Source organism: Pseudarthrobacter sp. 902506025, assembly GCF_040702325.1.
Taxonomy (GTDB): Bacteria; Actinomycetota; Actinomycetes; order Actinomycetales; family Micrococcaceae; genus Arthrobacter.
Window position 1 is genome coordinate 590,907 of record NZ_JBFBKW010000002.1, and the last position, 20,868, is coordinate 611,774.

The window sequence follows — 20,868 nt, forward strand, 5'->3', positions numbered from 1 at the left end:
CGGCGGCTGGAAGCCTCCGCCTGGCTCAGCCCGGGCCTATCTGGGGCCGGCCCCGGGAATCAGCTCGGTGGCACCCAGGGCATCGGCGATGAACGCGTAGTCCCAGGCCCGCTCACGCCACTGCACATAGCGGCCGGACGCGCCGCCGTGGCCGCCATCCATCTCGATCTTCATGACAACCGGCTGGGACCCCGTGGTCTTGTTCCGCAGCTCCTGCACCCATTTGGCCGGCTCGACGTAAAGGACGCGGGTGTCGTTGAAGGACGTCACGGCGGCGATCCTGGGATAGGCCACCTCCCGCACGTTCTCGTACGGCGAGTAGGACTTCATGTAGGCGTAGGCCTGCGGATCCGTGATGGGGTTGCCCCATTCCTCCCACTCCAGCGCGGACAGCGGCAGGTCGGGATCCAGGATGCTGGTGAGCGGATCCACGAACGGCACCTGCGCCACGATCGCCGCATACTTCTCCGGCGCCATGTTGGCGATGGCGCCCATCAGCAGGCCGCCGGCCGAGCCGCCCAGCGCCGCGATCCGTGCAGGGTCCACCCAGCCGGAGTTTGCCAGCCAGTCGGTGGCGTCCACGAAGTCGGTGAAGGTGTTCTTCTTGGTGAGCTTCTTGCCGTCCTCGTACCAGTGGCGGCCCAGTTCCCCGCCGCCGCGGATGTGGGCGATCACGAACACCACGCCGCGGTCCAGCAGCGACAGCCGTGCGATGCCGAAGCCTGGATCCATGCTCATCTCGTAGGAGCCGTACCCGTACACCAGGCCCGCCGCCGTCGAATCCTGCTTGACGGACTTGTGCCGCAGCACCGACAGCGGGATCCGCGTGCCGTCGCCGGCAGTGGCCCACTCCCGGGTGGCCACGTAGTCGCTGCCGTCGTAACCACCCAGTACCGGGCTTTCCTTGCGCAGCAGCAGCTCGCCGGCCGGCTGCTCCGGCGTGGGAAGCACGAAGTCGTAGATGCGCGACGGCGTGAAGTAGGACGTGTAGCCCAGCCGGATCACGGGCGCTCCATAGTCTGAGCCGCCCACGCCCGCGGTGTACAGCTCCTCGTCGAACGCCGGCTCCACGGGCTCCTGCTGGGCGGCCGTGCCCAGCCCGGCCAGCCCCATCACCTGGACGCGTTCGATCGTGTCCTTACGGATGGACACGATCAGGTGCGTGGCGGTGACGCCCGCGCCGTTGACGCGGACGTCATCGGAATGCCCGACGACGGTCCGCCAGGTCTGCTCCGAGAGCGGCTTTTCCAGCTCGGCGGGGTCAGCCAGGGAGACCATGGAGTTGATGGCGCCGCGGTTGTGCGTGAGCAGGATCTTTTCCTGCCCGTCGAGCAGGAAGGGCTCGGCCTCGTACAGGACGCGTTCGTTGCGCGAAATGACAGTGGTGACGGCGGCAGTGGGATCGTCGAAACGCAGCAGCCGGGTTTCGCTGTACTCCGAGCAGCCGATGCCCAGCACCAGGTAGCGCAGGTCCGCGGACAGCTCGAAGCCCAGCCACATGGCGGCGTCGTCCTCCTGGTACACCACCACGTCGTCGGACACCGGGGTGCCCAGGACGTGCGCCTTCACCTGGTAGGGGCGCCAGGACTCGTCCACCACGGTGTAGAACAGGCGGGTGCCGTCCGGGGAGAAGGCAACCCCGTAGAAGATGTTCTCGATGACATCCGGCAGCAGTTCGCCGGTGCGGAGGTCCTTGATCCGTAAGGTGAACCGCTCATCGCCGGAGTTGTCCACCGCGTAGGCGTACAGGTTGCCGTCAATCGTGACGGCGGTACCGCCCACGGAGAAGAACGGCTTGCCCTCGGCCTCCACGTTGCCATCGAGGAGGATCTCTTCGCCGGGAATCCCTACCCCTGCCTCCACTGCCGGCGGAGTCCAGTCGGCCACTTTGTCTCCGGTGTCCTGCGCCTTCACCCGGCAGTGGATGCCGTACTCCTTGCCCTCCGCGGAACGGCTGAAGTACCACCAGCCGTCCTTGCGGTGCGGGACGGACAGGTCGGTTTCCTGGGTGCGGCCCTTGATCTCCTGGAAGATGGCCTCGCGGAGCGGTTCCTGGTGCGCCGTGACGGCTTCCTGGTAGGCGTTTTCGGCCCGGAGATGCTCCACTACCTCCGGCGACTCCTTGTCCCGCAGCCACTCGTAGTTGTCCACGAACGTCTCCCCGTGGTGGGTGCGCTCGGTGGGGATCTTCTTGGCAACCGGGAGCGCCGGGATCGCAGTACCGGTGGAATCCTGCAGGGAAGTGGAGGTCATGGATTCAATATATAGACCCCCTCCGGCAACCCCGCAGGGCGTTCGCTACCGGGGGAGCCGAAAGGGGCGAAAGACTCTGGGTGCCTGCCCCGCGGCCCGGCAGGCTGGAAGGGCGTTGCGAGGACAGGAGGCACCATGACCGTGGAATCCGGACCCGCTCCCCGGGCCCAGGCATGGCTGGCGGTGGCCCGCTGCGTGGCGGCGTCCTGTGCCATGCTGGTCCGCCGGCAGGTCCATCTTCCGAAACACAATGTTGGCAGGGTGCTGCGGTTCGCCGACGGAAGCACCGCGCGGGTCTACCGGGAGACCGCCGTCGACCGCCGGCCCGCCGAGCCCTGCGTCCTGGTGGTGGCCTTCACCCTCCGGCTGGTCCGCGGCAGGGCGCACCGCCTGTTCGAGGCGGAGAGCCTGATGAACACCCCGCTCTTTGTGGGGTTCCCGGGGTTTGTCTCCAAGCTTTGGTGCGCCCACGACACCTTCGGCGCCTACCGCGGGCTGTACGAATGGGACGGTCCCGAACGCGCCCGCAAGTACGCCGCAGCCCTGTGGCGCGTCCTGGAACTGGTCAGCGTCCCCGGGTCCATCAGCTACAAGGTGCTTCCCGGACTGCGCCGCGACGAGGTGCTCGCCAATCCCGCCGCGATGCCGGCCGCTGCCCAGGCGGACCACGCCTGGTGGCGGCTCCTCAACCCCAACTAACATCCGCCGCCCATGCCACCCGGTCAAGGTACGACGGCGGACAGCGACGTCCTGGTGGGGGGCGCTGGTCCCGCCGGACTCACCACTGCCCTCCAGGCCCACGCCCACGGCGCAACAGTGCGGGTGGTGGATCGGCGCGCGAACAGGGCGCGTCCGTCCCGCGCCATGATGCTGCACGCCAGGGCGCTCGAGGGCCTGCGCCCGCTGGGGGTGACCGATGAGCTGCTCAACCGCGCCGATACCACTCCCGAGGCACGCATCCACCTGGGCCGGCACGTTGTCGAAGCCCGGCTGGGCCACGCGGACCTCCCGGACACGGCCTTCCCACACCTCACCCTGGTCCGGCAGGCCGACGTCGAGGACGTCCTCTGCCTGGCGCTTCAGGCCCGGGGGATCCACGTGGACTGGGGCGTGGAGTTCCACGGGTTCGAGCGGGAGCCAGCCCTGGCGTCCACGCAAAGCCTGGTGCGCGCGGAGCTGCATCGCGCCGGCGGCCTGGGGCGCAACCTGGCGGAGCACCACGTGTCCCGGTTCCTGGCCGGCTGCGACGGGCAGTCCAGCACTGTCCGGGGCCTGACCGGTGCGCAGTGGCGCGGGGGCCCGTACGGGGTGGAAGCGGTCATGGCCGACCTTGAACTTGATGGCTCCCTCGACGAGGGGTTGCTGCACGTGGCCGTCGGCGCCGCCGGGCTGGTCTTCCTGTTCGCGCCGGGCGAGGGTGCCACCTGGCGAATGCTGGCAACCCGTCCGGCAGCCCCGGCGCCGGGAGCCCGGTTCGGCCAGCTGGGTCCGCCCGTTCCCGCAGAGGAGGTGGCCCGGCTGGTGGGGGAATCGGGACTGGGTGGATCCGGCCTGGGTGCTGCGGTCAGCGAGGTGCGCTGGTCGGCGCAGATTCCGCTGCAGCACCGGATTGCCAGCACCTTCGGCGCCAGTCCTGTCTTCCTGGCCGGTGATTCCGCGCACGCCCACTCACCCGCCGGCGGCCAGGGCATGAACAACGGCATCCTGGATGCCCTCAACCTCGGCTGGAAGCTGGGCTTCGCCTCGTCCGCAGGTACGCCGCTCCCGGAACTGCTGGACAGCTACGGGCAGGAGCGGCGGCTGGCGGCCCGGCGCGTACTGGCGCTGACGCACGTGATCTTCTTCGGCGAAGCCTCGCCGCATCCGGTGGCCCGGCTGGTCCGGAGCGCCCTGCCCGTCTTCGCGCCGGTGCTGCCGCTGCTGCTGCGCCGGCGGTGGCTCACTTCCAAGGGCATCAGGTTGCTGGCCCAGCCGTTCGTGAACTACCGCGGCAGTGCGATATCACGAGACCGTATGCCCGGGGCCGGCGGATGGCCGAGGCCTGGGGAGCGGCTGCCGGACGGGCCCGCTTCCGTGGGCGGACGGGTGGCCCGTCTTCACGACCTGACCGCGGTGCCGGGCATCCACCTGTTGTTCGAGCGCGACGCCGCGCCGGGCACACTGGGTGCCGGGCCCGCTTTCCCTGCGGGTCCCGGTTCGCCACTGGTCCACGTCCACCGGCTCACCAGCCACCCTGGGCGGGGCATGGTGGCGGTCCGCCCGGACGGGTACGTCGGCTACCGCTGCGGTGAGGCCGACCCTGGCGAGCTTGGGTCGTGGCTTCGGCTGGTCGGTGCCGCACCCGGCTGAGCGCGATCCACCTTGGTAATGTCCCGCCGTCGTAATGCTCCATCACTTATGGCTCCTAAACCGGCGTTTAGGAACCAAAGCTGATGGAGCAACCCGGGGGAGGGGGAGGGTGGTTTGCGGGGGGATGGCAAGCGTAGTCTGGTCAGTTCAAGGCAGGTCCGCCCAATGCGTGATTTGCCAGTATGATCCGCCCAGTGTGAGAGGGGAAGTTCCATGACCATCCCGCCAGTGCACGAACCAGAGCCGTTTCCGCCCGAACCTGGCCCGGAGCCCACGTCCCCGGACCCCACCCAGCCGCGCCCGCCCGGCCCGCCGTCCCCGAACCCGTTCCCCGCACCACCGTCACCGGGGCCGCTGCCCGTCCCGGACCCGGGCCCCGCTCCGCTCCGTCCGGACCCCACCAGGGACTGACCGCAAACCTTGGAAGGGGGCTTCCGCCGGCTGCGTATGCGCAGGTGGAAGGCCCCTTTTCCGTGCCTGGGCAAGGGCCGGAAAACCACCGGAATCCGCTGCCGCAAACTCTTGCAGACTTACTCCTCCAGTGCTAAAAAATCTATATCAGCCACTACAGATCGGCTGATACGGAAACTGTGTTGGACCATCTCTTACGAGGAGGGAAGCCATGTTGATGCGAACCGATCCGTTCCGCGAGCTGGACAGGCTGGCCCAGCAGGTCCTCGGCACGGCTGCACGCCCGGCGGCGATGCCGATGGATGCATGGCGCGAGGACCAGGAATTCGTCGTGGCCTTCGATTTGCCCGGTGTTTCGGTGGACTCGGTGGACCTGGATGTTGAACGGAATGTCCTGACGGTGCGGGCCGAACGCCCGGACCCGGCGGGCAAGGACATCGAGCTGGTCGCCTCTGAACGGCCGCGCGGCGTCTTCAGCCGCCAGCTGATCCTTGGCGACACCCTGGACACCGAACATGTCAAGGCCAGCTACGACGCAGGTGTCCTGACGCTGCGCATCCCGGTCGCCGAAAAGGCCAAGCCGCGCAAGATCGAGATCGAAACGAAGGGGGCAAAGCAGGAAATCGCCGCTTAGTTCCACACAGGACCGGGAGGCGGGCACATCTGTTGACTGCCTTTTTGGGGCGAATCGCCATTCTGTGCACGCCACAGCGCCAGACAGCGCACCGGCAGCGTAGGCCTTAACCTCCCGCCACGGTGGCCCCCGGCTTCGGCCGGGGGCCATCCACGCGTCCGGGGACTTGCGTCAGGCGCTGAGCTCCAGCATCAGGGCGGGCAGTTCATCGGCGAGTTCGCGGGCCAGGAATCCCAGCGGCCCCAGCCTGCTGGCCAGCCGGTCCGCTGCCGCTGCGTGCAGGTGGGTACCCCAGCAGGCCGCCTGGGCGCCGGTGGTTCCGCGGGCCCGGAGCCCGGCAATCGCCCCTGCCAGGACGTCGCCGCTGCCGGAGGTCCCCAGGCCGCCGTAGCCTGTGGTGATCTTCCAGAGTTCGGGTTCGTCCGGGTCCGGGCCGGGCGGCCGGGCGATCAGTCCCTGGCAGCTGACCACGGCGCCGTACCGGGCGGAGATCTCGGCGAGGTCCTTTTCGAGGTCCGCCACGTCCCGTCCCAGCAGGATGCCGGCTTCGGTGGGGTTCGGGGTGAGGATCAGCCGGCCGCGCCAGGGGTCCAGCTGATCCTCGAGCTGCACCAGGGCGCCCAGTGCGTAGGCATCGAGGACGACGGCGGGCCGTTCCGTGCCGTCCGGATCGGAGGCTCCGTCACGGCCTGCCTCGCGTTCCAGCAGCGCCTCGAGCAGTCCGCGGGCCATGTCCGGATCATCCAGCCCCGGCCCCACCAGCACGGCGTCCGCCCGGTCCAGGTAGGAGGCTATCGGCGCCAGCTCCGGCTTGACGGATCCCCCCGGAGTTTCCGGCAGGCCAATGGCGCCGCACTCCGGCAAGGCAACCCCCAGCTGCACGGCCACCGATTCCGCCACCGCCAGTGTGAGCTTCCCGGCCCCCGCGCGCAGGGCCGAAACCCCGGCCAGCAGCGCAGCACCGGGAGTGGCCCGGGCGCCGCCCACCACCAGCACGGACCCGCGGGAGTACTTGTCCGCGCCCGGCGCCGGCAGCGGCCATTCGCGCAGGAGTGACGGCGCTACCAGTGTGGCGCCGGAGGAGTCACCGCGGCCGGACACTGGTGTCTCCCGCGTGCTCGGTGACAGTGACGCCCTGCTCCGCCAGGTGGTCGGCCACGTTGAAGCTTTCCAGCGTCCACGGGCCCACCCCTGAGGGCCGGACGAACCGGGTGATCGAGGCGTTAAGGATGGCTTCCGTGGCCGCGAGGTCCAGCAGTTCCTTTTCGCTGAGTCCTTCGAGGACATACCGGAACAGCATGATCACGGCGTCGTGGCACACCAGCATCACCCGGTGGCCGGTGCCCAGGTTGTTCAGTTCCGCCAGCACCGACCGCAGCCGCAGCGCTACGTCGGCCCAGGATTCCCCTCCCGGCGGCCGGTAGTACAGCTTGCCCAGCCATTCCCGGCGCTCGGATTCCTCGGGGTAGCGGTTCTCGACGCCCAGCCGGGTGAGCCGGTCCAGGATGCCGAGCTCGCGGTCGCGGAGCCGCTCGTCGATGCGCACCTCCAACGGCCAGCCGGCGGTTTCCACCGCAATCTCGGCCGTCTGCCGGGCACGCGCATAGGGGGAGGAAACCACTGCGTCCGGGCGGAACTCCCCGGCAATCCGTCCCAGCGCGGTGCCCAGCGCCTCGGCCTGGTCCCTGCCTGTTCCGGACAGGTCCACGTCCGCGTCCCGGGCGGGAACCTGGATGACCTCCACGCCAGCCTCGCGCGCCTCGGTGGCCGCAACGTTGCCTTCGCTCTCGCCATGCCGGATCAGCAGCAGTTCCACCGCCCCGGCCTCCTGGACCGCTTCCGTCAGGCCGTCGTCGTTCGAAGATCCACCGTTCACAAAACCACCCATCCTCGCCGTGCAAAACCGTGCCTCATGCCGTGCCGAATTCAGGAACACTACCAACGGCGTACCCAGGGGGCGGCGGAAAATAACGGGCGACGGCGGCAGGGCACCGTGGGTGCGCGCGCCGCCGTCGCCATCGCAACAGAACGGGATGGAACCGGCGTTACCGCTCGGGCGTCAGGACCTTGGAGAACACCGTGCCGCCGTTGGCGTTGCGGAGGCTCACGGTGAAGCTGTTGTCCTCACCGAGCTGGACGTGCCCGAAGAACTGGTTCTCGCCGTCGCGCGGGGACTCGCCGGCAAAGCGTCCGGTCTTGGAGAACACCACCTCGGGGCCAAACGTGCCGTCCATGGAGTTGGGGCCGAATGATCCCGCGGCGATGGGGCCGGCCACGAACTCCCAGAACGGGTCGAAGTCGGTGAAGGCGGCCCGTTCGGGGGAGTAGTGGTGGGCGGCGCAGTAGTGCACGTCCGCGGTGAGCCACACCGTGTTCTTCACGCCGTTGCGCTTGAAGGCACTCAGCACCCCGGCGATCCCCAGCTCACGGCCCAGGGGGGCTCCGGCGTCGCGGTTGGACAGGCTCTCCTGGTTCACCGGGCCGTCCGGGACCACCACTCCCAGCGGGAGGTCGTTGGCGATCACCTTCCAGGTGGCCTTGGACTTGGAGACCTCGCTGACCAGCCAGTCCACCTGCTCCTGGCCCAGGATGGCGGTGGCGTAGGGTTCCTTGCCGTCGGTGTTGGGGGACTTGTAGGTGCGCATGTCCAGGCAGAAGATGTCCAGCTGCGGGCCGCGGGAGATCTTCCGGTAGATGCGGGCCGGCTGGTAGGTGCCGGCGTCGTCGAATGTTCCCGGGCGCCAAAGGGCCGAACTGTCCGCGATGGGCATGTTCTCCTGCCAGGCCTGCCGGCCGCGGGCGGCGAGGGTGTTGACGTCCCGCACGGTGTAGCGGGAGTCGTCCAGGATCTGGCCGGGGTACCAGTTGTTGTGCGTCTCGTGGTCATCCCACTGGGCGATCACCGGCACGTCCGCGAACAGGGCGCGCATGTTGGTGTCCATGGAGTTGTAGCGGTGACGGCCGCGGAATTCGGTGAGCGTCTCGGCAACCTTGGACACCTCTTCCGTCACCAGGTTCCGCCACACCTGCCCATCCTTTTCCACCACGGTTTCGGCGATGGGGCCGTCAGCGTAGATGGTGTCGCCGGAGTGGATGAAGAAGTCCGGGCGGGTCTGGTGCATGGCCCGGTAGCCGCGCATGCCGCCGATCTCCTCGTTGATGCCCCATCCCTGCCCGGCGGTGTCACCGGTCCACACAAAGCTTTGCGCTGACGATGCCGGGACCTCGCCTCCGTTGCTCGTCCCGCCGGTGCGGCCCTTGCCGTTGACCGTCCCGGCGTCCGGCGCTGTGCGGAAGTTGCCGCTGACCGTCTCGCTCGCCGCGCCGCCGTCGTCCTCGAAGCTGATCTCCAGCGCGAACCGGGTGTTGGACGGCAGGTTCCCGGCATGGATCTTGGCGGTGAAGTCGGACGCCTGGGTGGCGCGGGGCCCGCGAAGGACCCGCTCAAAGGCGCCGCGCCCGCGCAGGACCTGGCCGGCGTCGTCCACTGCCCGCAGGACCGCCGTCATCCGCCCGGCGCCCGAGGCACGGGACCAGAGGACGGCGGAATCGGAGGTGACGTCGCCGGTGGCGATGCCGCTGGGCAGGGTGAGCCGGTTGCGGACCAGCGCGACGCGGGCGGGAAACTGGGTGGCTGCCGAAGCGTTGGCTGCGGGAACGGAGGCCAGCGCGGCGGCGAGGACGGAACTCTTGACGATGGTGCGGCGGGAAACCCCTGCCTGGGAAGACTCAGTCATGTCCTCAGGCTTTCCCGGGCCGGCACACAAATTCTGGCGGCCGGGTGAACCCGGGGTGAGGCGCGGCTGAACAGCAGGCGGCCGCAGCGCCCCCGGGGCTAGGGCTTCGCGAAGTCGGCGATCCGGCCCTCCCGCAAGGCCGCGCCCACCGCGGCAATGCCTCCGTAGTCCGGGAACAGCACGGACTGCCCGGCCACGAAGCCGGAGCCCAACGTGGGAAGGGTCATGGTGCCGATGGCGTTCACATCGAGGTTCCGCAGGCTGTAAGCCAGCATTGCGGCCTGAAGGGGATCGAAGCCCCTGTCCACCGTGAGGCAGCAGGAGGCGAAATCAACCAGCGACCGCACCGCGTTCACGTCATTGAGGGCACCGCCCGCGGTGAGTCGGCCCAGGATGGCGCGGAGCATGATCTGCTGGTCACGGACACGCTGGAGGTCGCCGTCGGTGAAGGCGTGGCGCTCGCGGGAGAACTCCAGCGCAGCCTGGCCATCGAGGTGGTTCACGCCGGCGCTGAAGACATGCTCGGTGTCGATGGTGGACTGGAAGGGAATCGGGACATTGACGTCGATCCCGCCCAGGCCGTCCACCAGGATCTTGAACCCGCCGAAATCGAGCATGAGGGTGTGGTCGATGGTGATTCCCAGCAGCTGCTGGACCGTGGCTGTCTGCATGTCAATGCCGCCGTACTGCAGCGCGGCGTTGATCTTGGCGCTGCCGAACCCGGGGATGTCCACCCAGTTGTCGCGGTTGATGGAGATGAGGTAGAGGCTCCGCCGGTCGGCAGGGACGTGGACCACCATGAGCGTGTCCGCCCGCTGGTCCTGGGGTTCACCGGTGGCTGCCGTATGCGCTGCGGCCTCGCGTGCCGGGACATCGCGGGTGTCGCTGCCGATGACCAGGATGTTCATCGGGGCCGCGGGCAGGTCAGGGATGGGTGCAGGCGGCGGTGGGGGAGCAGGGGCCGGCGGGGGAGTTTCGGACGGCGTGGGAGTCGGTGTGGGTGTGGGAGTCGGGCTGGGCGACTGGGTCTGGGTGGCTGCAGGCTGCGCTTCCTGGCCGGCCCGGTTCAGGCTGAAGACCGCGATGCCGGCGGCCACCACCAGCACCAGCGCCAGCAGGGCTGCGATCCAGCGGCGCCGGCCCAGGGTAACGATCCAGGCAGGACGGTGGGAACCGGCTGGGCCCGGTTGCCGGGGGCCGGGGTTTCCGGCGCCGGGCCCGGATGGATCAGGACCGCCTGGGATGCTCATGCCGCCTCCACCTCATTGTGACTGGTGGGATCAGTGTCCGTCCCGCAGGCCCCAATTGGCTACAGGAGTATCCAAACTGTCACCTGGGAAAGGGCCTGCCCGGCCGCCGTGATGCTGCGTTGATGCCCTTCCGCCGCAGGGATTATTGCCCGCCGGCCGGGAAGTTGAGGCGCGCGTGCCGCAGGATGGAGACGATCGCGGGGGCCAGCTGGTCTTCCATCTCCCGGTAGACCTCCGGTGCACGGCGGTACGGGTCCACGATGTCGTTATCCGATGCGTCCGCCGGGAGCGAGAGATGACGTACCCCGGCGGCCCGCGCAGGCAGCCCCCGCCACAGGGCCGCGTTGGCAGCGAGCCCACCCTCGGCGTCGGACCCGTGCGTGCGGGACCCGGCGTCCCCGGAAGACGGGTCCCGGGAAGACGCGTCCCGGGAGGATACGACGGCGGCGGGCTGGCTGTCCGCACCGGCCGCCCGCTGGTCGAGGACGTCGAGCATCCGGGCGAACTCGCGGATGGTGAACGTCCGCTTGAGCAGGGAGGCATCCAGCTGGAGGACTTCTCCGCGGTGCCCTGAGGTCATGGTGAGCACCAGGTCCACGCCGCGCAGGATCTTCGGTGTGAGCTGCCGCGCTGCGAACCCTTCAGGGTCGCCGCCAAAGGTCCGCACAATGTCCGCCGAAATGGGCTGCATGGGCTCGCCTACCAGAGCCCGGGTCCCGGCACTGGCCACCTGGAAACCACCCGGCACCACCTGGTCCAGCCCCGCCTGCAGCAGCCTCTCGGCCACGGGTGACCGGCAGATGTTCCCGGTACAGACAGTCAGGATTCGTACTGGCGCGGAAGTGTCCAAGGAGATGTTCTCTTTTCCCAGCTGGTGCCGGACCCGCTCAGGCCCGTGCCTTTCAACTTAACACGCAACGGCGCGGCGGCAGCCTCCCGAAGCCGGGGACCGCCGTCGCGCCGTGTATATCCGCTAGAACGCGGACGTGCGGCTACAGCGTGGCCAGCAGCTGCTTCATCTGCGTGATCTCCGCCTGCTGGGCATCCACGATGTCGTGGCCCAGCTTCACCGCGTCGGGAGACTTGCCGGCGCCGATCTCCTGCTGTGCCATGTCGATGGCGCCCTCGTGGTGGCCGATCATCTGCTCCAGGAACAGCTTCGCGGCCTCGGTCCCGGTGGCGGACTTGAGCTTGTCGATGCCGGCGTCGTCGACCATCCCGGACATGCCGTGGCCGGAATGGTCACTCATGGCGGTGGGCGCGCCCCAGCCCGACAGCCAGCCGGTCATCTGCTCGATCTCCGGTGCCTGCGCCCCCTTGATCTTGGTGGCAAGCGCGGTCACCTCCGCCGGCACATCCGACTTGGCCAGGATGATGTCGCTCATCTCCACCGCCTGCGAGTGGTGGGGGATCATCATCTGGGCAAACATGATGTCCGCCTGGTTATGGTCGGCGCCGGCGCTGGGCATGCTGCTGGACATGGCGCCGGAGCTGCCGTGGTCCATGGGCATGCTGCTGCCGGAGCCGGCGTTGGCGGCGCACCCGGCGAGGCCGAGAGAAGCTGCCAGGGCAGCAGCAATGGAAAGGGTCTTGAAAGTGGTCTTCATGGTTGTCCTTCAGGGATGTAGTCGAACTGGGCCGTGATGGGAGGCGCAGTCCGGTTTACGTCCGGCTGATGGACAGGTCGCAGGGCGTGGGGCTGGGCGGCAGGTAGTCGTAAGCAGCGCCGGGCCGGCTGGCTGCCGGCAGCAGCGGCAGGACGGCCAGGGTGGCCTGTGGCGGGGAAAGGGTGACAGGGCCGCTGGGGGCCGACGGGATGCAGGGCGCCCCCGATTCCTGCGCACCCGGGCAGGAATCACCGCAGGCCGCCGAGGCAAGCTGAGGTTCGTCTGTGCCGGCTGCCGGCAGCGCGTGGCCGGCATGGCTTCCAGGATCAGAATGCGCGGCGGCGCTGTGCCCGGCAGAATGCCCGGACATGCTGCCCTGGGAAGCGGCCCCGTGCGAGGCATGCCCGGACGTCAGCACGTGCATGCCCAGCAGCCCTGCGATGACGGCCAGGGCGGCGGCGAACAGCCAGGCACGGCGGAAGAGGGACGCCACGGCGCGGGTGGTCATGGCCGTCCCTCCTTCCATTCGGTCTGCAGTGCTCAACGTACCTCGGACGGGTTCAGTTTCAGGCGACGGAGGAGCTGGGCGTTCAGGGCCACCACCACGGTGGACGCGGACATCAGCACAGCCCCGGCCGCAGGCGAGAGGACCACCCCGGCGAAGGCCAGGACGCCGGCGGCCAGCGGCACGGACAGGACGTTGTATCCGGTGGCCCACACCAGGTTCTGCCACATCTTCCGGTAGCTGGCGCGGGACAGGTCCACCATGGACAGCACGGCACGGGGATCGTTTCCGGCCAGCACCACGCCGGCGGATTCCACCGCGACGTCGGTTCCGGCGCCGATGGCGATGCCCACCTCGGCCCGGGCCAGGGCCGGGGAGTCGTTGACGCCGTCGCCCACCATGGCCACCTTCAGCCCGCGGGACTGCAGCTCGGCCACCTTCTTGTCCTTGTCGGCGGGCAGGACCTCGGCGAACACCTCGTCGATGTCCAGGTCCGCGGCCACGGCCTGCGCCACCTGGTGGGCGTCCCCGGTGACCATGGCCACCTTGATGCCGCGGCGCTGCAGGGCCGAGACGGCCTGCCGCGACTCCGGCCGCACCGCATCCTCCATGCTCACCGCACCCAGGATGCTGCCGTCGTCCACCACGTGCAGCACGGCGGCGCCGCGGTCCATCCACGTGCGCGTACTGGCGGCCAAAGAGTCAGGTTCGACGACGCCGAGCTCGCGCAGGAGCGCCGGCCCGCCCACGTGCACCGTTCGGCCGTCCACGCTGGCCCGCACACCGCGACCGGTCAGCGAGGTGAAGCCGGTGGCTTCGGGCAGTGCCAGGTTCCGTGCCTTCGCGGCCCGCACGATGGCCCTGGCGACAGGGTGCTCGCTGTCGGACTCCACCGCGGCAGCAAGTGCGAGTACGGCGTCGGCATCCGCTCCGCCAGCTACGGCAACATCCTTCAGTTCCGGCTCGCCGGTGGTCAGCGTGCCGGTCTTGTCGAACAGGACCACGTCGATGGTGCGCATGCGCTCCAGGGCCATCCGGTTCTTGATCAGCACCCCGGCACGGGCGGCCTGTTCCGTGGAAATGGCGATCACCAGCGGGATCGCCAGCCCAAGGGCGTGCGGGCAGGCGATCACCAGCACAGTGACGGTGCGGGTGACGGCCTCCGGAACGCTGCCCAGCAGCGTCCACGCGATGAAGGTCAGGACACCGGCGCCGGCGGCAAAGTAAAAGAGGAACGCCGCGGCGCGGTCCGCCAGGGCCTGGGCGCGTGAGGAGGAGGCCTGTGCTTCCTCCACCAGGCGCTGGATCCCGGCCAGGGCGGTCTGGTCCCCAACGGCCGTGACCCGGACCCGGACGCTGCTGTCCGTGGCCACCGTTCCCGCCACCACCGTGTCCCCTGCGCCGCGGGCCACGGTTTTGGATTCACCGGTGATCATGGACTCGTCGAATTCGGCCTGCCCCTCCACCACGCTGCCATCGGCCGGCATGCGGGCGCCGGGCCGGACCAGGACCAGGTCCCCGGGGCTGAGTTCAGACACGGGAACGGTTTCAGTGCCGTTGTCCGTGATGCGTTCGGCCTCGTCGGGCAGCAGCGCGGCCAGGGCATCGAGTGCGCCCTGCGCGGACCCGAGCGCGCGCATCTCGATCCAATGGCCCAGCAGCATGATGGCAACCAGCAGTGCCAGCTCCCACCAGAAGTCCAGGTCGAAGCCGCCGATCCCCAGGCTGGTGACCCAGGACGCAGCGAACGCCACGGTGATGGCCATGGCGATCAGCAGCATCATTCCCGGCGTGCGGTCTTTCAGCTCTTGCAGGCCGCCCTTGAGGAACGGCTGGCCGCCGTAGAGGAAGATGACGGTGCCCAGGACCGGCGGGATCCAGGCCGAGCCGGGGAACTCCGGCGGCATGTAGCCCAGGAGGTGGCCCATCATGGGGCTGAAGTAGACCACGGGAACAGCGAGGGCCAGGGTCAGCCAGAACCTGTTCTTGAACATGGCGGTGCTGTGTCCGGCGTGCTGGCCGTGGGTATGGACGGTGTGGTCGTCGTCGTTGTGGGCGCCGTGCTGGGCGTGACCGGCACCGTGCGCCGGCGGCTGCGTTAGCGTTCCGCTGGGCGGCGAGTGGTGCTCATGGCCGCCGGTGGAATGCTGCGTGTGCTGCTGGTCCTGCATTGGTCCTCCTTGGAGGCAAGCGCTGCCCGGACCTGGTCCGGGGGCTGGGGAATGTGGGGGCGTTCCGGGACGCTGGCTGTCTCAGGCGAGGGCGTAGCCGGCGGACTCTATGGCGGCGCGCACGTCGGCGTCGGGCGCCGATCCGATGACGGCCAGCGGGGAGCTGCCGCCAGGCACCAGGTCCACCGAGGCCGAGGTGACGCCCGGGACGGCGGAAACTGCGGTTTCGACGGAGCGGACGCAGTGCCCGCAGGTCATGCCCGCCACCGCGTAAGTCCGTGGCGTGGAGGATTCGGCGTGGGCATTGACGACGCCGACAGGGGAGACCTGCGTGGCAGGCGCAGTCAGGGTGCCGGACGGCTGCGCAGCGCTGGCGGGGGCGCAGCAGCTGCAGCCGGAGGAGGCGAGGGGGAGCTGGGGACGGTTCCCGGTGTTCATGTCAGTTCCAATCCGTTGAGGGAATCAAGGGGTGCTGGGGTTGAACGGCTGTGAAAGTCCGGTGCAGGCACCGGCCGGGACATACCACTTCACTGACAACACCCACAATATACCCCCTGGGGGTATATTGGGTCAAGCACCATAGGGCATTTCCCCCGGGACTTCCATAGGACCTACCGCACTACCTTCTGTTGCCGCGGGCGACCATACTGGAAGGAGCGAGGACAGAGCCGGCCCGCTGGGGGTTTGGCGTATCCGCGGGAGGTGGACCTGTGACGGAGCTCAGCGACCTGTACACGTATTCGAGTGCCCTCGGGGACAGCGAAAGTGACGCCGGCACCTTCAGGGTGGACATCGAACCGGCGGGGCCGACCTTCCACTGGTCGGACGGGATGTACCGGCTGCACGGTTACCACCGCGGCGAGGTGGTGCCCACCATGGAACTGCTCTTCGCGCATAAACACCCGGATGACCGTGAGCGGTGCGAGGAAATCGTGGCGCAGGTTTCCACCACCGGCGGGTTCTTCTGCATGTACCACCGGCTCGTCGATGCCCAGGGCAGGACCCGGCGCGTGCTGACCTCCGGAGAGGCAGTCCTCGGCCCGGACGGGTCGGTGGTGGCGCTCGAAGGCGTGATGGTGGACCTCAGCCGGACGCTGCAGCGCGAAACTGAACAAACAGCACGGGAGGCAGTAGCGGGTGCCACGGCCACCCGTACGGTGATCGACCAGGCCCGGGGAATCCTCATGGGCCAGCTGAAGCTTGGCTCCGATGACGCGTTCCAGATGCTGGTGAGCACCAGCAGCCACCGCAACGTCAAGCTCGTGGTGGTGGCGGCGGAGCTGGTACAACTTGCCAATTCCCCTGAGGCGCGCACCTACCTGGACCGGGCCGTGCGGGCCATCCAGCTGCACGGCCGGCCGGTCCACACCGGGGGGCGCCGCGCGGGTTAGTGCCGTTCCCCGTAGGATGGATGGAGGTGCGCCGGGAAGTCTGGTCGGCATGGATTTGTCGAACCCGGATTTAAGGACGCCCGCATGAACTCCACCCCGCCCACCCCACGCCGGAACACGTTCTTTGGCTCCACCGTCTTTTCGCGCGGCAGCTACGCCGAAGCGCTGCGGATCGGTGAGATCCTCCGCAAGGAGACGGTGGGCGGCGCCCTCCTGGTGGCTGCTGCGGTCATCGCGCTCATCTGGGCCAACTCCCCGGCGTCGGACAGCTACTTCTCCCTCCGGGACTTCAAGGTGGGCTACGCACCGTGGCACCTTGAATTGAGCCTGGGGGCGTGGGCAGCGGACGGGCTGCTGGCCATCTTCTTCTTCCTGGTGGGGCTGGAGCTCAAGCGCGAATTCGTGGCCGGCGACCTGCGGCAGCTGAGCAAATCGATTGTGCCGGTGGCGGCCGCCGTGGGAGGCGTGGCGGTCCCGGCGGTCATTTACGCCGTCGTCAATCTTTCAAGTCCGGAAACGCTCCGCGGCTGGGCCATTCCCACGGCAACGGACATTGCGTTTGCCGTCGCGGTCCTGGCCATCATCGGCTCGCACCTGCCCAGCGCCCTGCGGATCTTCCTGCTGACCCTGGCCGTGGTGGATGACCTCATTGCCATCACCATCATCGCGTTCTTCTACTCCAGCGATATCCAGGCCGTGCCGCTGCTCCTGGCGCTCATCCCGCTGGCCATCTACGCTTTCCTGGCCCAGAAATACCGCCGGTTCTTCGGCCGCCACGCAGCCGCTGCCTGGCTGATCCTGCTGCCGCTGGGTGCCGTGACCTGGGCCCTGGTGCACGCGTCGGGCATCCACGCCACCGTGGCCGGCGTACTCCTGGGCTTCGCCGTTCCCGTGATCCGGTCGCAGGCCTCCGGCGGCCCCGAAGCCGGCCCCGGGCTTGCAGAGATTTTCGAGCACCGGTTCCGGCCCATCTCCGCCGGCGTGGCCGTCCCCATCTTCGCCTTCTTTTCCGCAGGCGTGGCCGTTGGCGGCTGGGAGGGCCTGGGGTCGGCCCTGTCCGATCCCGTGGCGCTGGGCATCATCCTGGGCCTGGTCCTGGGCAAGCCGATCGGGATCATGGGCACCACCTGGGTCCTGACCAAAGCCACCAGGGCAAGCCTGGACAGCTCCTTCAAGTGGATCGACGTGTTCGGCGTTGCGTTGCTGGCAGGGATCGGATTCACCGTCTCCCTGCTGGTGGCAGAGCTCAGCTTCGGCCACGGCAGCCTCCACGACGACCATGCCAAGGTGGGAATCCTGGCCGCGTCGCTGGTTGCTGCGCTGCTGGCAACGGTTGTCCTGCGCACCCGCAACCGCCAGTACCGGCTCGCTGAAGAGCTGGAGCAGGTGGATTCCGACCACGACGGCGTCCCGGACGTCTACCAGGAGCGCACCTGACGCTCCCGCGCTAGGCGGTGGCGAGGGGCTTGGCCGGCGGCTGCGGTTTGGCGGAAACCTCCAGCTTGACCGGAGGGTCCACGTGGCGGATCTCCAGGGCCTCCGGGTCCAGCAGCTTGCGCGCACCGGTCCGGGCGTCCAGGATCCAGAAGAGTTCCAGCGCCGGGACGACGTCGGTCACCCGGCCCTTGTGGAAAAGCCTGCCCCGGTGCCATGCCTCGATCTGGTCGCCGATGCGGAGCTGGGCGGTGCGTATTCCTTGTGCCTCCATGGCTGCCTCCTGCTGTTGAATCCCCGTAAGCACAGCTTGCCGTGGACAGGTTGCAGGAGTGTTTCCGCCCGGTGTTTTTTCTGTGACGCCTGAGGCTGAGGAGGACTACTCGTCCGTGGGGAACGCAACGGCTTCGCCCACGACCCGCAGGCACAGCTCCATGCCCGGACGGGCGATCGAGGCGTTCCAGTGCCTGATGGTGATCACTTCGCCGCCGCCCGGGTAGCGGTGGTCGGCGTGCTCCGCCACTTCCTTGGGCACGTTCAGCTTCAGCCGCACGGTGGTCTCAGGGCCGAAGTAGTCGGTGTCCACCACCACTCCGCGGATGGGGCCGTCCTCGGCAATGCGGATCTGTTCGGGCCGCAGCATCAGCTGCACGCGTCCCTGCGCCGGGGGCCGGCGTACGGGAATCGCGCCCAGCGAGCAGGTGGCCAGCGTCCCTTCCAGCCATGCGTCCAGGATGACGGCGTCGCCCAGGAACTCCGCGGTGGCCCGGTCCGCGGGGCGGGTGTAGACCACAAAGGGGTTGCCGATCTGGGCCAGTTTGCCGCCGCGCATCACGGCCACCTGGTCCGCAAAGGAGAGGGCCTCGGCCTGGTCGTGGGTTACCAGGATGGTGGTGACGCCGGCCTCGGCCAGGACCTTGGCCACGGCGCGGCGGGTGGCGACGCGCAGGCCCGCGTCCAGGGCGGAGAACGGCTCGTCCAGGAGCATCAGCTCCGGTTCGCGGGCCAGGGCCCGGGCCAGGGCAACCCGCTGCTGCTGGCCGCCGGAGAGTTGGTGCGGCCGCCGCTTGGCCATGGAAGCATCCAGCGACACCATCTCCAGCAGCTCCGCCACGCGGGCGTTGACCGCGCGGCGGCCGCCCTCGCGCTTGGCCGCGTTGAGGCCGAAGGCCACGTTCTGGCCCACGGTCAGGTGCGGGAACAGGGCGCCGTCCTGGGCCACGTACCCGATCTGCCGCTTGTGCGCCGGAAGCCACGCGCCGTCACCGGCCACGGTGGTGCCGTTGAGCGAGATGGTCCCGGTGTCCGGGTGCTCGAACCCGGCGATCAGCCGCAGGAGGGTGGTCTTGCCCGAACCGGAGGGGCCAACGATGGCGGTGGTTCCGCCCTTGGCCACTGACAGGTTGACGCCCCTCAGGACCGCCTGTGATCCGAAGTTCTTGGTGACGTCCGTGATCTGCAGATGGCTGTTGGTGGTTGCGGCCACCGAGGGTGCCACCCGTGGCTCGGGCAGCCTGCGGGTTGATGGTGCTGTCACTGTCCGGCTACTTTCTTGGACTGTTGGAAGAGGAGGTAGGTCATGGGGGCGGAAAGCAGGATCATCAGCAGCGCGTAGGGCGCGGCGCCGGCGTAGTCGATCTCGCTGCTCTTGCTCCAGAACTCGGTGGCCAGCGTCCTGGTGCCGTTGGGGGACAGGAGCAAGGTGGCAGTGAGCTCGTTGGCGATGGCCAGGAACACCAGGGCTGCCCCGCCGGCTGCTGCAGGGGCGGTGAGCCGCAGGGTGACGCGGATGAAGGCCAGTAGCGGCGGCTTCCCGAGCGCCTGGGCGGCCTCGTCCAGTTCCTTGGGGGCCTGTGCCAGTCCGGCCCGCAGGTTCACCAGGGCCCGGGGGAGGAACAGGAGGACGTACGCCGCAACCAGCAGCCCCGCCGTCTGGTACATCACGGGCACCATGCGGATGCTGACGGTAACGAACGCCAGCGCCACCACGATTCCGGGCATGGAGCTGGTGACGTAGTTGGACAGTTCCAGGGACTTGCTGAACCAGCCGGGGTGGCGCACAGCGAGGTACGCCATGGGGAAGGCCACCACGGTGGTGGCAGCGGCGCCGGCGAGCCCGTAGGTGAACGTGGTGACCAGCGCCGGGAGGAATTCGGATGCTGTCCAGACGTCCGCTCCGCCGGCCAGGATCCAGCGCAGCACGAAGTACAGCGGGAGTCCGAAGGCCAGGGCGGTCAGCGCCAGCAGGAAGAGCTGGGCCGGGACCTGGTACGCGTGCAGGGGAAGGCGCAGCGCCTTGGCCTGCACGCCGGACCCGATACGGGCGTAGCGCGCGGAGCCGCGGCTGCGGACCTCGGCAAGCAGCAGGAGCAGGCAGAAGAACACCAGCACGCTGGCCAGCATGTTTCCGGCCGCGCCGTTGAACGTGGACTGGTACTGGGTCATGATCGCGGTGGTGAAGGTATCGAACCGGATCATGGCAAATGCGCCGTATTCGGCGAGCAGGTGCAGCCCCACCAGCAGCGCCCCGCCGGTCAGGGCGATCCTGAGCTGGGGGAGCACCACGCGGAAGAAGGTCCGCCAGGCACCGAGCCCCAGGGCCGCGGCGGACTGCTCAATGGCGGGGTCCAGCCGGCTCAAGGTGGCTGCGGCCGGGATGTACACCAGCGGGAAGTAGGACAGCGTGGAGATCAGGATTCCCGAACCCAGGCCGCCCAGCGACGGGATGGCCGAGACCCAGGCGTAGCTGTTGACGAACGCCGGGACGGCCAGCGGGGCGGCCAGCAGCACGGCCCACACCCGGTGGCCACGCAGCCTGGTCCGTTCCACCAGCCAGGCACCCGCCACGCCAAGCAGCAGGCACAGCGGGATGGTGGCGGCCATCAGGAGCAGGGTATTCAGCAGCAGTTCGCCCACGCGGGGCCGCAGGATGAGGCCGACGGCGGTATCCCACCCGGTTGCCACCGTCATGTAGGCCACGTACCCCAGCGGGACGAGGGAGAAGAGGGCGATCAGCACCGCCAGGACGGACACCGCGGAAACGCCGAAAGGCGGGCGGGGGCTGGTGCCCCGGCCCGCCGTCGTCGTGCCCGCCCTGGGGGGAGCCGATAGATCGGAGGTCACGGA

18 protein-coding genes are annotated in these 20,868 nt (G+C 69.0%); 5 read left to right on the top strand and 13 right to left on the bottom strand.

Features of this window, described 5'->3' with window-relative positions; translation table 11 throughout:
- Nucleotides 1–36: 36 nt before the first annotated feature.
- Nucleotides 37–2,253: a S9 family peptidase gene (locus AB0280_RS06595; RefSeq protein ID WP_366366528.1), complete on the bottom strand. Its 2,217-nt coding sequence runs from the start codon at nucleotides 2,251–2,253 to the stop codon at nucleotides 37–39.
- 135 nt (nucleotides 2,254–2,388) lie between these two features.
- Between AB0280_RS06595 and AB0280_RS06600 the strand changes: the two genes are divergently transcribed.
- The 3 genes from AB0280_RS06600 (at nucleotide 2,389) to AB0280_RS06610 (ending at nucleotide 5,647) form a co-directional block, all read left to right on the top strand.
- Nucleotides 2,389–2,952, top strand: coding sequence for a hypothetical protein (locus AB0280_RS06600; protein WP_307489077.1), 564 nt, complete (start codon nucleotides 2,389–2,391; stop codon nucleotides 2,950–2,952).
- A gap of 12 nt (nucleotides 2,953–2,964) precedes the next feature.
- On the top strand, nucleotides 2,965–4,602 hold the full coding sequence (locus tag AB0280_RS06605; RefSeq protein WP_366366530.1) for an FAD-dependent monooxygenase: 1,638 nt from the start codon (nucleotides 2,965–2,967) through the stop codon (nucleotides 4,600–4,602).
- A 622-nt stretch (nucleotides 4,603–5,224) separates the two neighbouring features.
- A complete protein-coding gene (locus AB0280_RS06610) occupies nucleotides 5,225–5,647 on the top strand; it encodes an Hsp20/alpha crystallin family protein (protein ID WP_159633328.1) in 423 nt (140 codons plus the stop codon).
- A 171-nt stretch (nucleotides 5,648–5,818) separates the two neighbouring features.
- Here AB0280_RS06610 and AB0280_RS06615 read toward each other — a convergent pair whose 3' ends face one another.
- The 9 genes from AB0280_RS06615 to AB0280_RS06655 form a co-directional block, all read right to left on the bottom strand.
- Nucleotides 5,819–6,748, bottom strand: a complete 930-nt coding sequence (locus AB0280_RS06615) for an NAD(P)H-hydrate dehydratase (RefSeq protein WP_366366532.1) — start codon at nucleotides 6,746–6,748, stop codon at nucleotides 5,819–5,821.
- Nucleotides 6,732–7,535, bottom strand: coding sequence for a histidine phosphatase family protein (locus tag AB0280_RS06620; RefSeq protein WP_425328583.1), 804 nt, complete (start codon nucleotides 7,533–7,535; stop codon nucleotides 6,732–6,734). The genes AB0280_RS06615 and AB0280_RS06620 overlap by 17 nt, the downstream gene beginning before the upstream one ends.
- Nucleotides 7,536–7,692: 157 nt before the next feature.
- A complete protein-coding gene (locus AB0280_RS06625; protein WP_366366534.1) occupies nucleotides 7,693–9,384 on the bottom strand; it encodes an alkaline phosphatase D family protein in 1,692 nt (563 codons plus the stop codon).
- A gap of 98 nt (nucleotides 9,385–9,482) precedes the next feature.
- The gene (locus tag AB0280_RS06630) at nucleotides 9,483–10,634 is read right to left on the bottom strand and encodes an LCP family protein (RefSeq protein WP_366366535.1); all 1,152 of its coding nucleotides are present in this window, start codon (nucleotides 10,632–10,634) and stop codon (nucleotides 9,483–9,485) included.
- 142 nt (nucleotides 10,635–10,776) lie between these two features.
- Nucleotides 10,777–11,484, bottom strand: coding sequence for a low molecular weight phosphatase family protein (locus AB0280_RS06635; RefSeq protein WP_224026941.1), 708 nt, complete (start codon nucleotides 11,482–11,484; stop codon nucleotides 10,777–10,779).
- Between the two features lie 142 nt (nucleotides 11,485–11,626).
- A complete protein-coding gene (locus AB0280_RS06640) occupies nucleotides 11,627–12,241 on the bottom strand; it encodes a DUF305 domain-containing protein (RefSeq protein WP_224026940.1) in 615 nt (204 codons plus the stop codon).
- Nucleotides 12,242–12,296: 55 nt separating this feature from the next.
- On the bottom strand, nucleotides 12,297–12,749 hold the full coding sequence (locus tag AB0280_RS06645) for a hypothetical protein (RefSeq protein ID WP_366366536.1): 453 nt from the start codon (nucleotides 12,747–12,749) through the stop codon (nucleotides 12,297–12,299).
- Nucleotides 12,750–12,781: 32 nt separating this feature from the next.
- Entirely contained in the window at nucleotides 12,782–14,917 is a 2,136-nt protein-coding gene (locus AB0280_RS06650) for a heavy metal translocating P-type ATPase (RefSeq protein ID WP_307489066.1), read from the bottom strand.
- A gap of 81 nt (nucleotides 14,918–14,998) precedes the next feature.
- On the bottom strand, nucleotides 14,999–15,355 hold the full coding sequence (locus AB0280_RS06655) for a heavy-metal-associated domain-containing protein (RefSeq protein ID WP_159633307.1): 357 nt from the start codon (nucleotides 15,353–15,355) through the stop codon (nucleotides 14,999–15,001).
- 272 nt (nucleotides 15,356–15,627) lie between these two features.
- Between AB0280_RS06655 and AB0280_RS06660 the strand changes: the two genes are divergently transcribed.
- Nucleotides 15,628–16,308, top strand: a complete 681-nt coding sequence (locus AB0280_RS06660) for a PAS and ANTAR domain-containing protein (RefSeq protein WP_159633305.1) — start codon at nucleotides 15,628–15,630, stop codon at nucleotides 16,306–16,308.
- An 84-nt stretch (nucleotides 16,309–16,392) separates the two neighbouring features.
- Complete coding sequence (nhaA, locus tag AB0280_RS06665) at nucleotides 16,393–17,745, top strand: Na+/H+ antiporter NhaA (RefSeq protein ID WP_159633303.1); 1,353 nt, start codon at nucleotides 16,393–16,395, stop codon at nucleotides 17,743–17,745.
- A 10-nt stretch (nucleotides 17,746–17,755) separates the two neighbouring features.
- Here the strand turns inward: nhaA and AB0280_RS06670 are convergent, their stop codons facing one another.
- The 3 genes from AB0280_RS06670 to AB0280_RS06680 form a co-directional block, all read right to left on the bottom strand.
- Complete coding sequence (locus AB0280_RS06670; RefSeq protein WP_224026936.1) at nucleotides 17,756–18,016, bottom strand: hypothetical protein; 261 nt, start codon at nucleotides 18,014–18,016, stop codon at nucleotides 17,756–17,758.
- Nucleotides 18,017–18,121: 105 nt separating this feature from the next.
- Nucleotides 18,122–19,279, bottom strand: coding sequence for an ABC transporter ATP-binding protein (locus tag AB0280_RS06675; protein WP_201302465.1), 1,158 nt, complete (start codon nucleotides 19,277–19,279; stop codon nucleotides 18,122–18,124).
- Nucleotides 19,276–20,865: an ABC transporter permease gene (locus AB0280_RS06680; RefSeq protein WP_307489062.1), complete on the bottom strand. Its 1,590-nt coding sequence runs from the start codon at nucleotides 20,863–20,865 to the stop codon at nucleotides 19,276–19,278. The genes AB0280_RS06675 and AB0280_RS06680 overlap by 4 nt, the downstream gene beginning before the upstream one ends.
- Nucleotides 20,866–20,868: the final 3 nt, after the last annotated feature.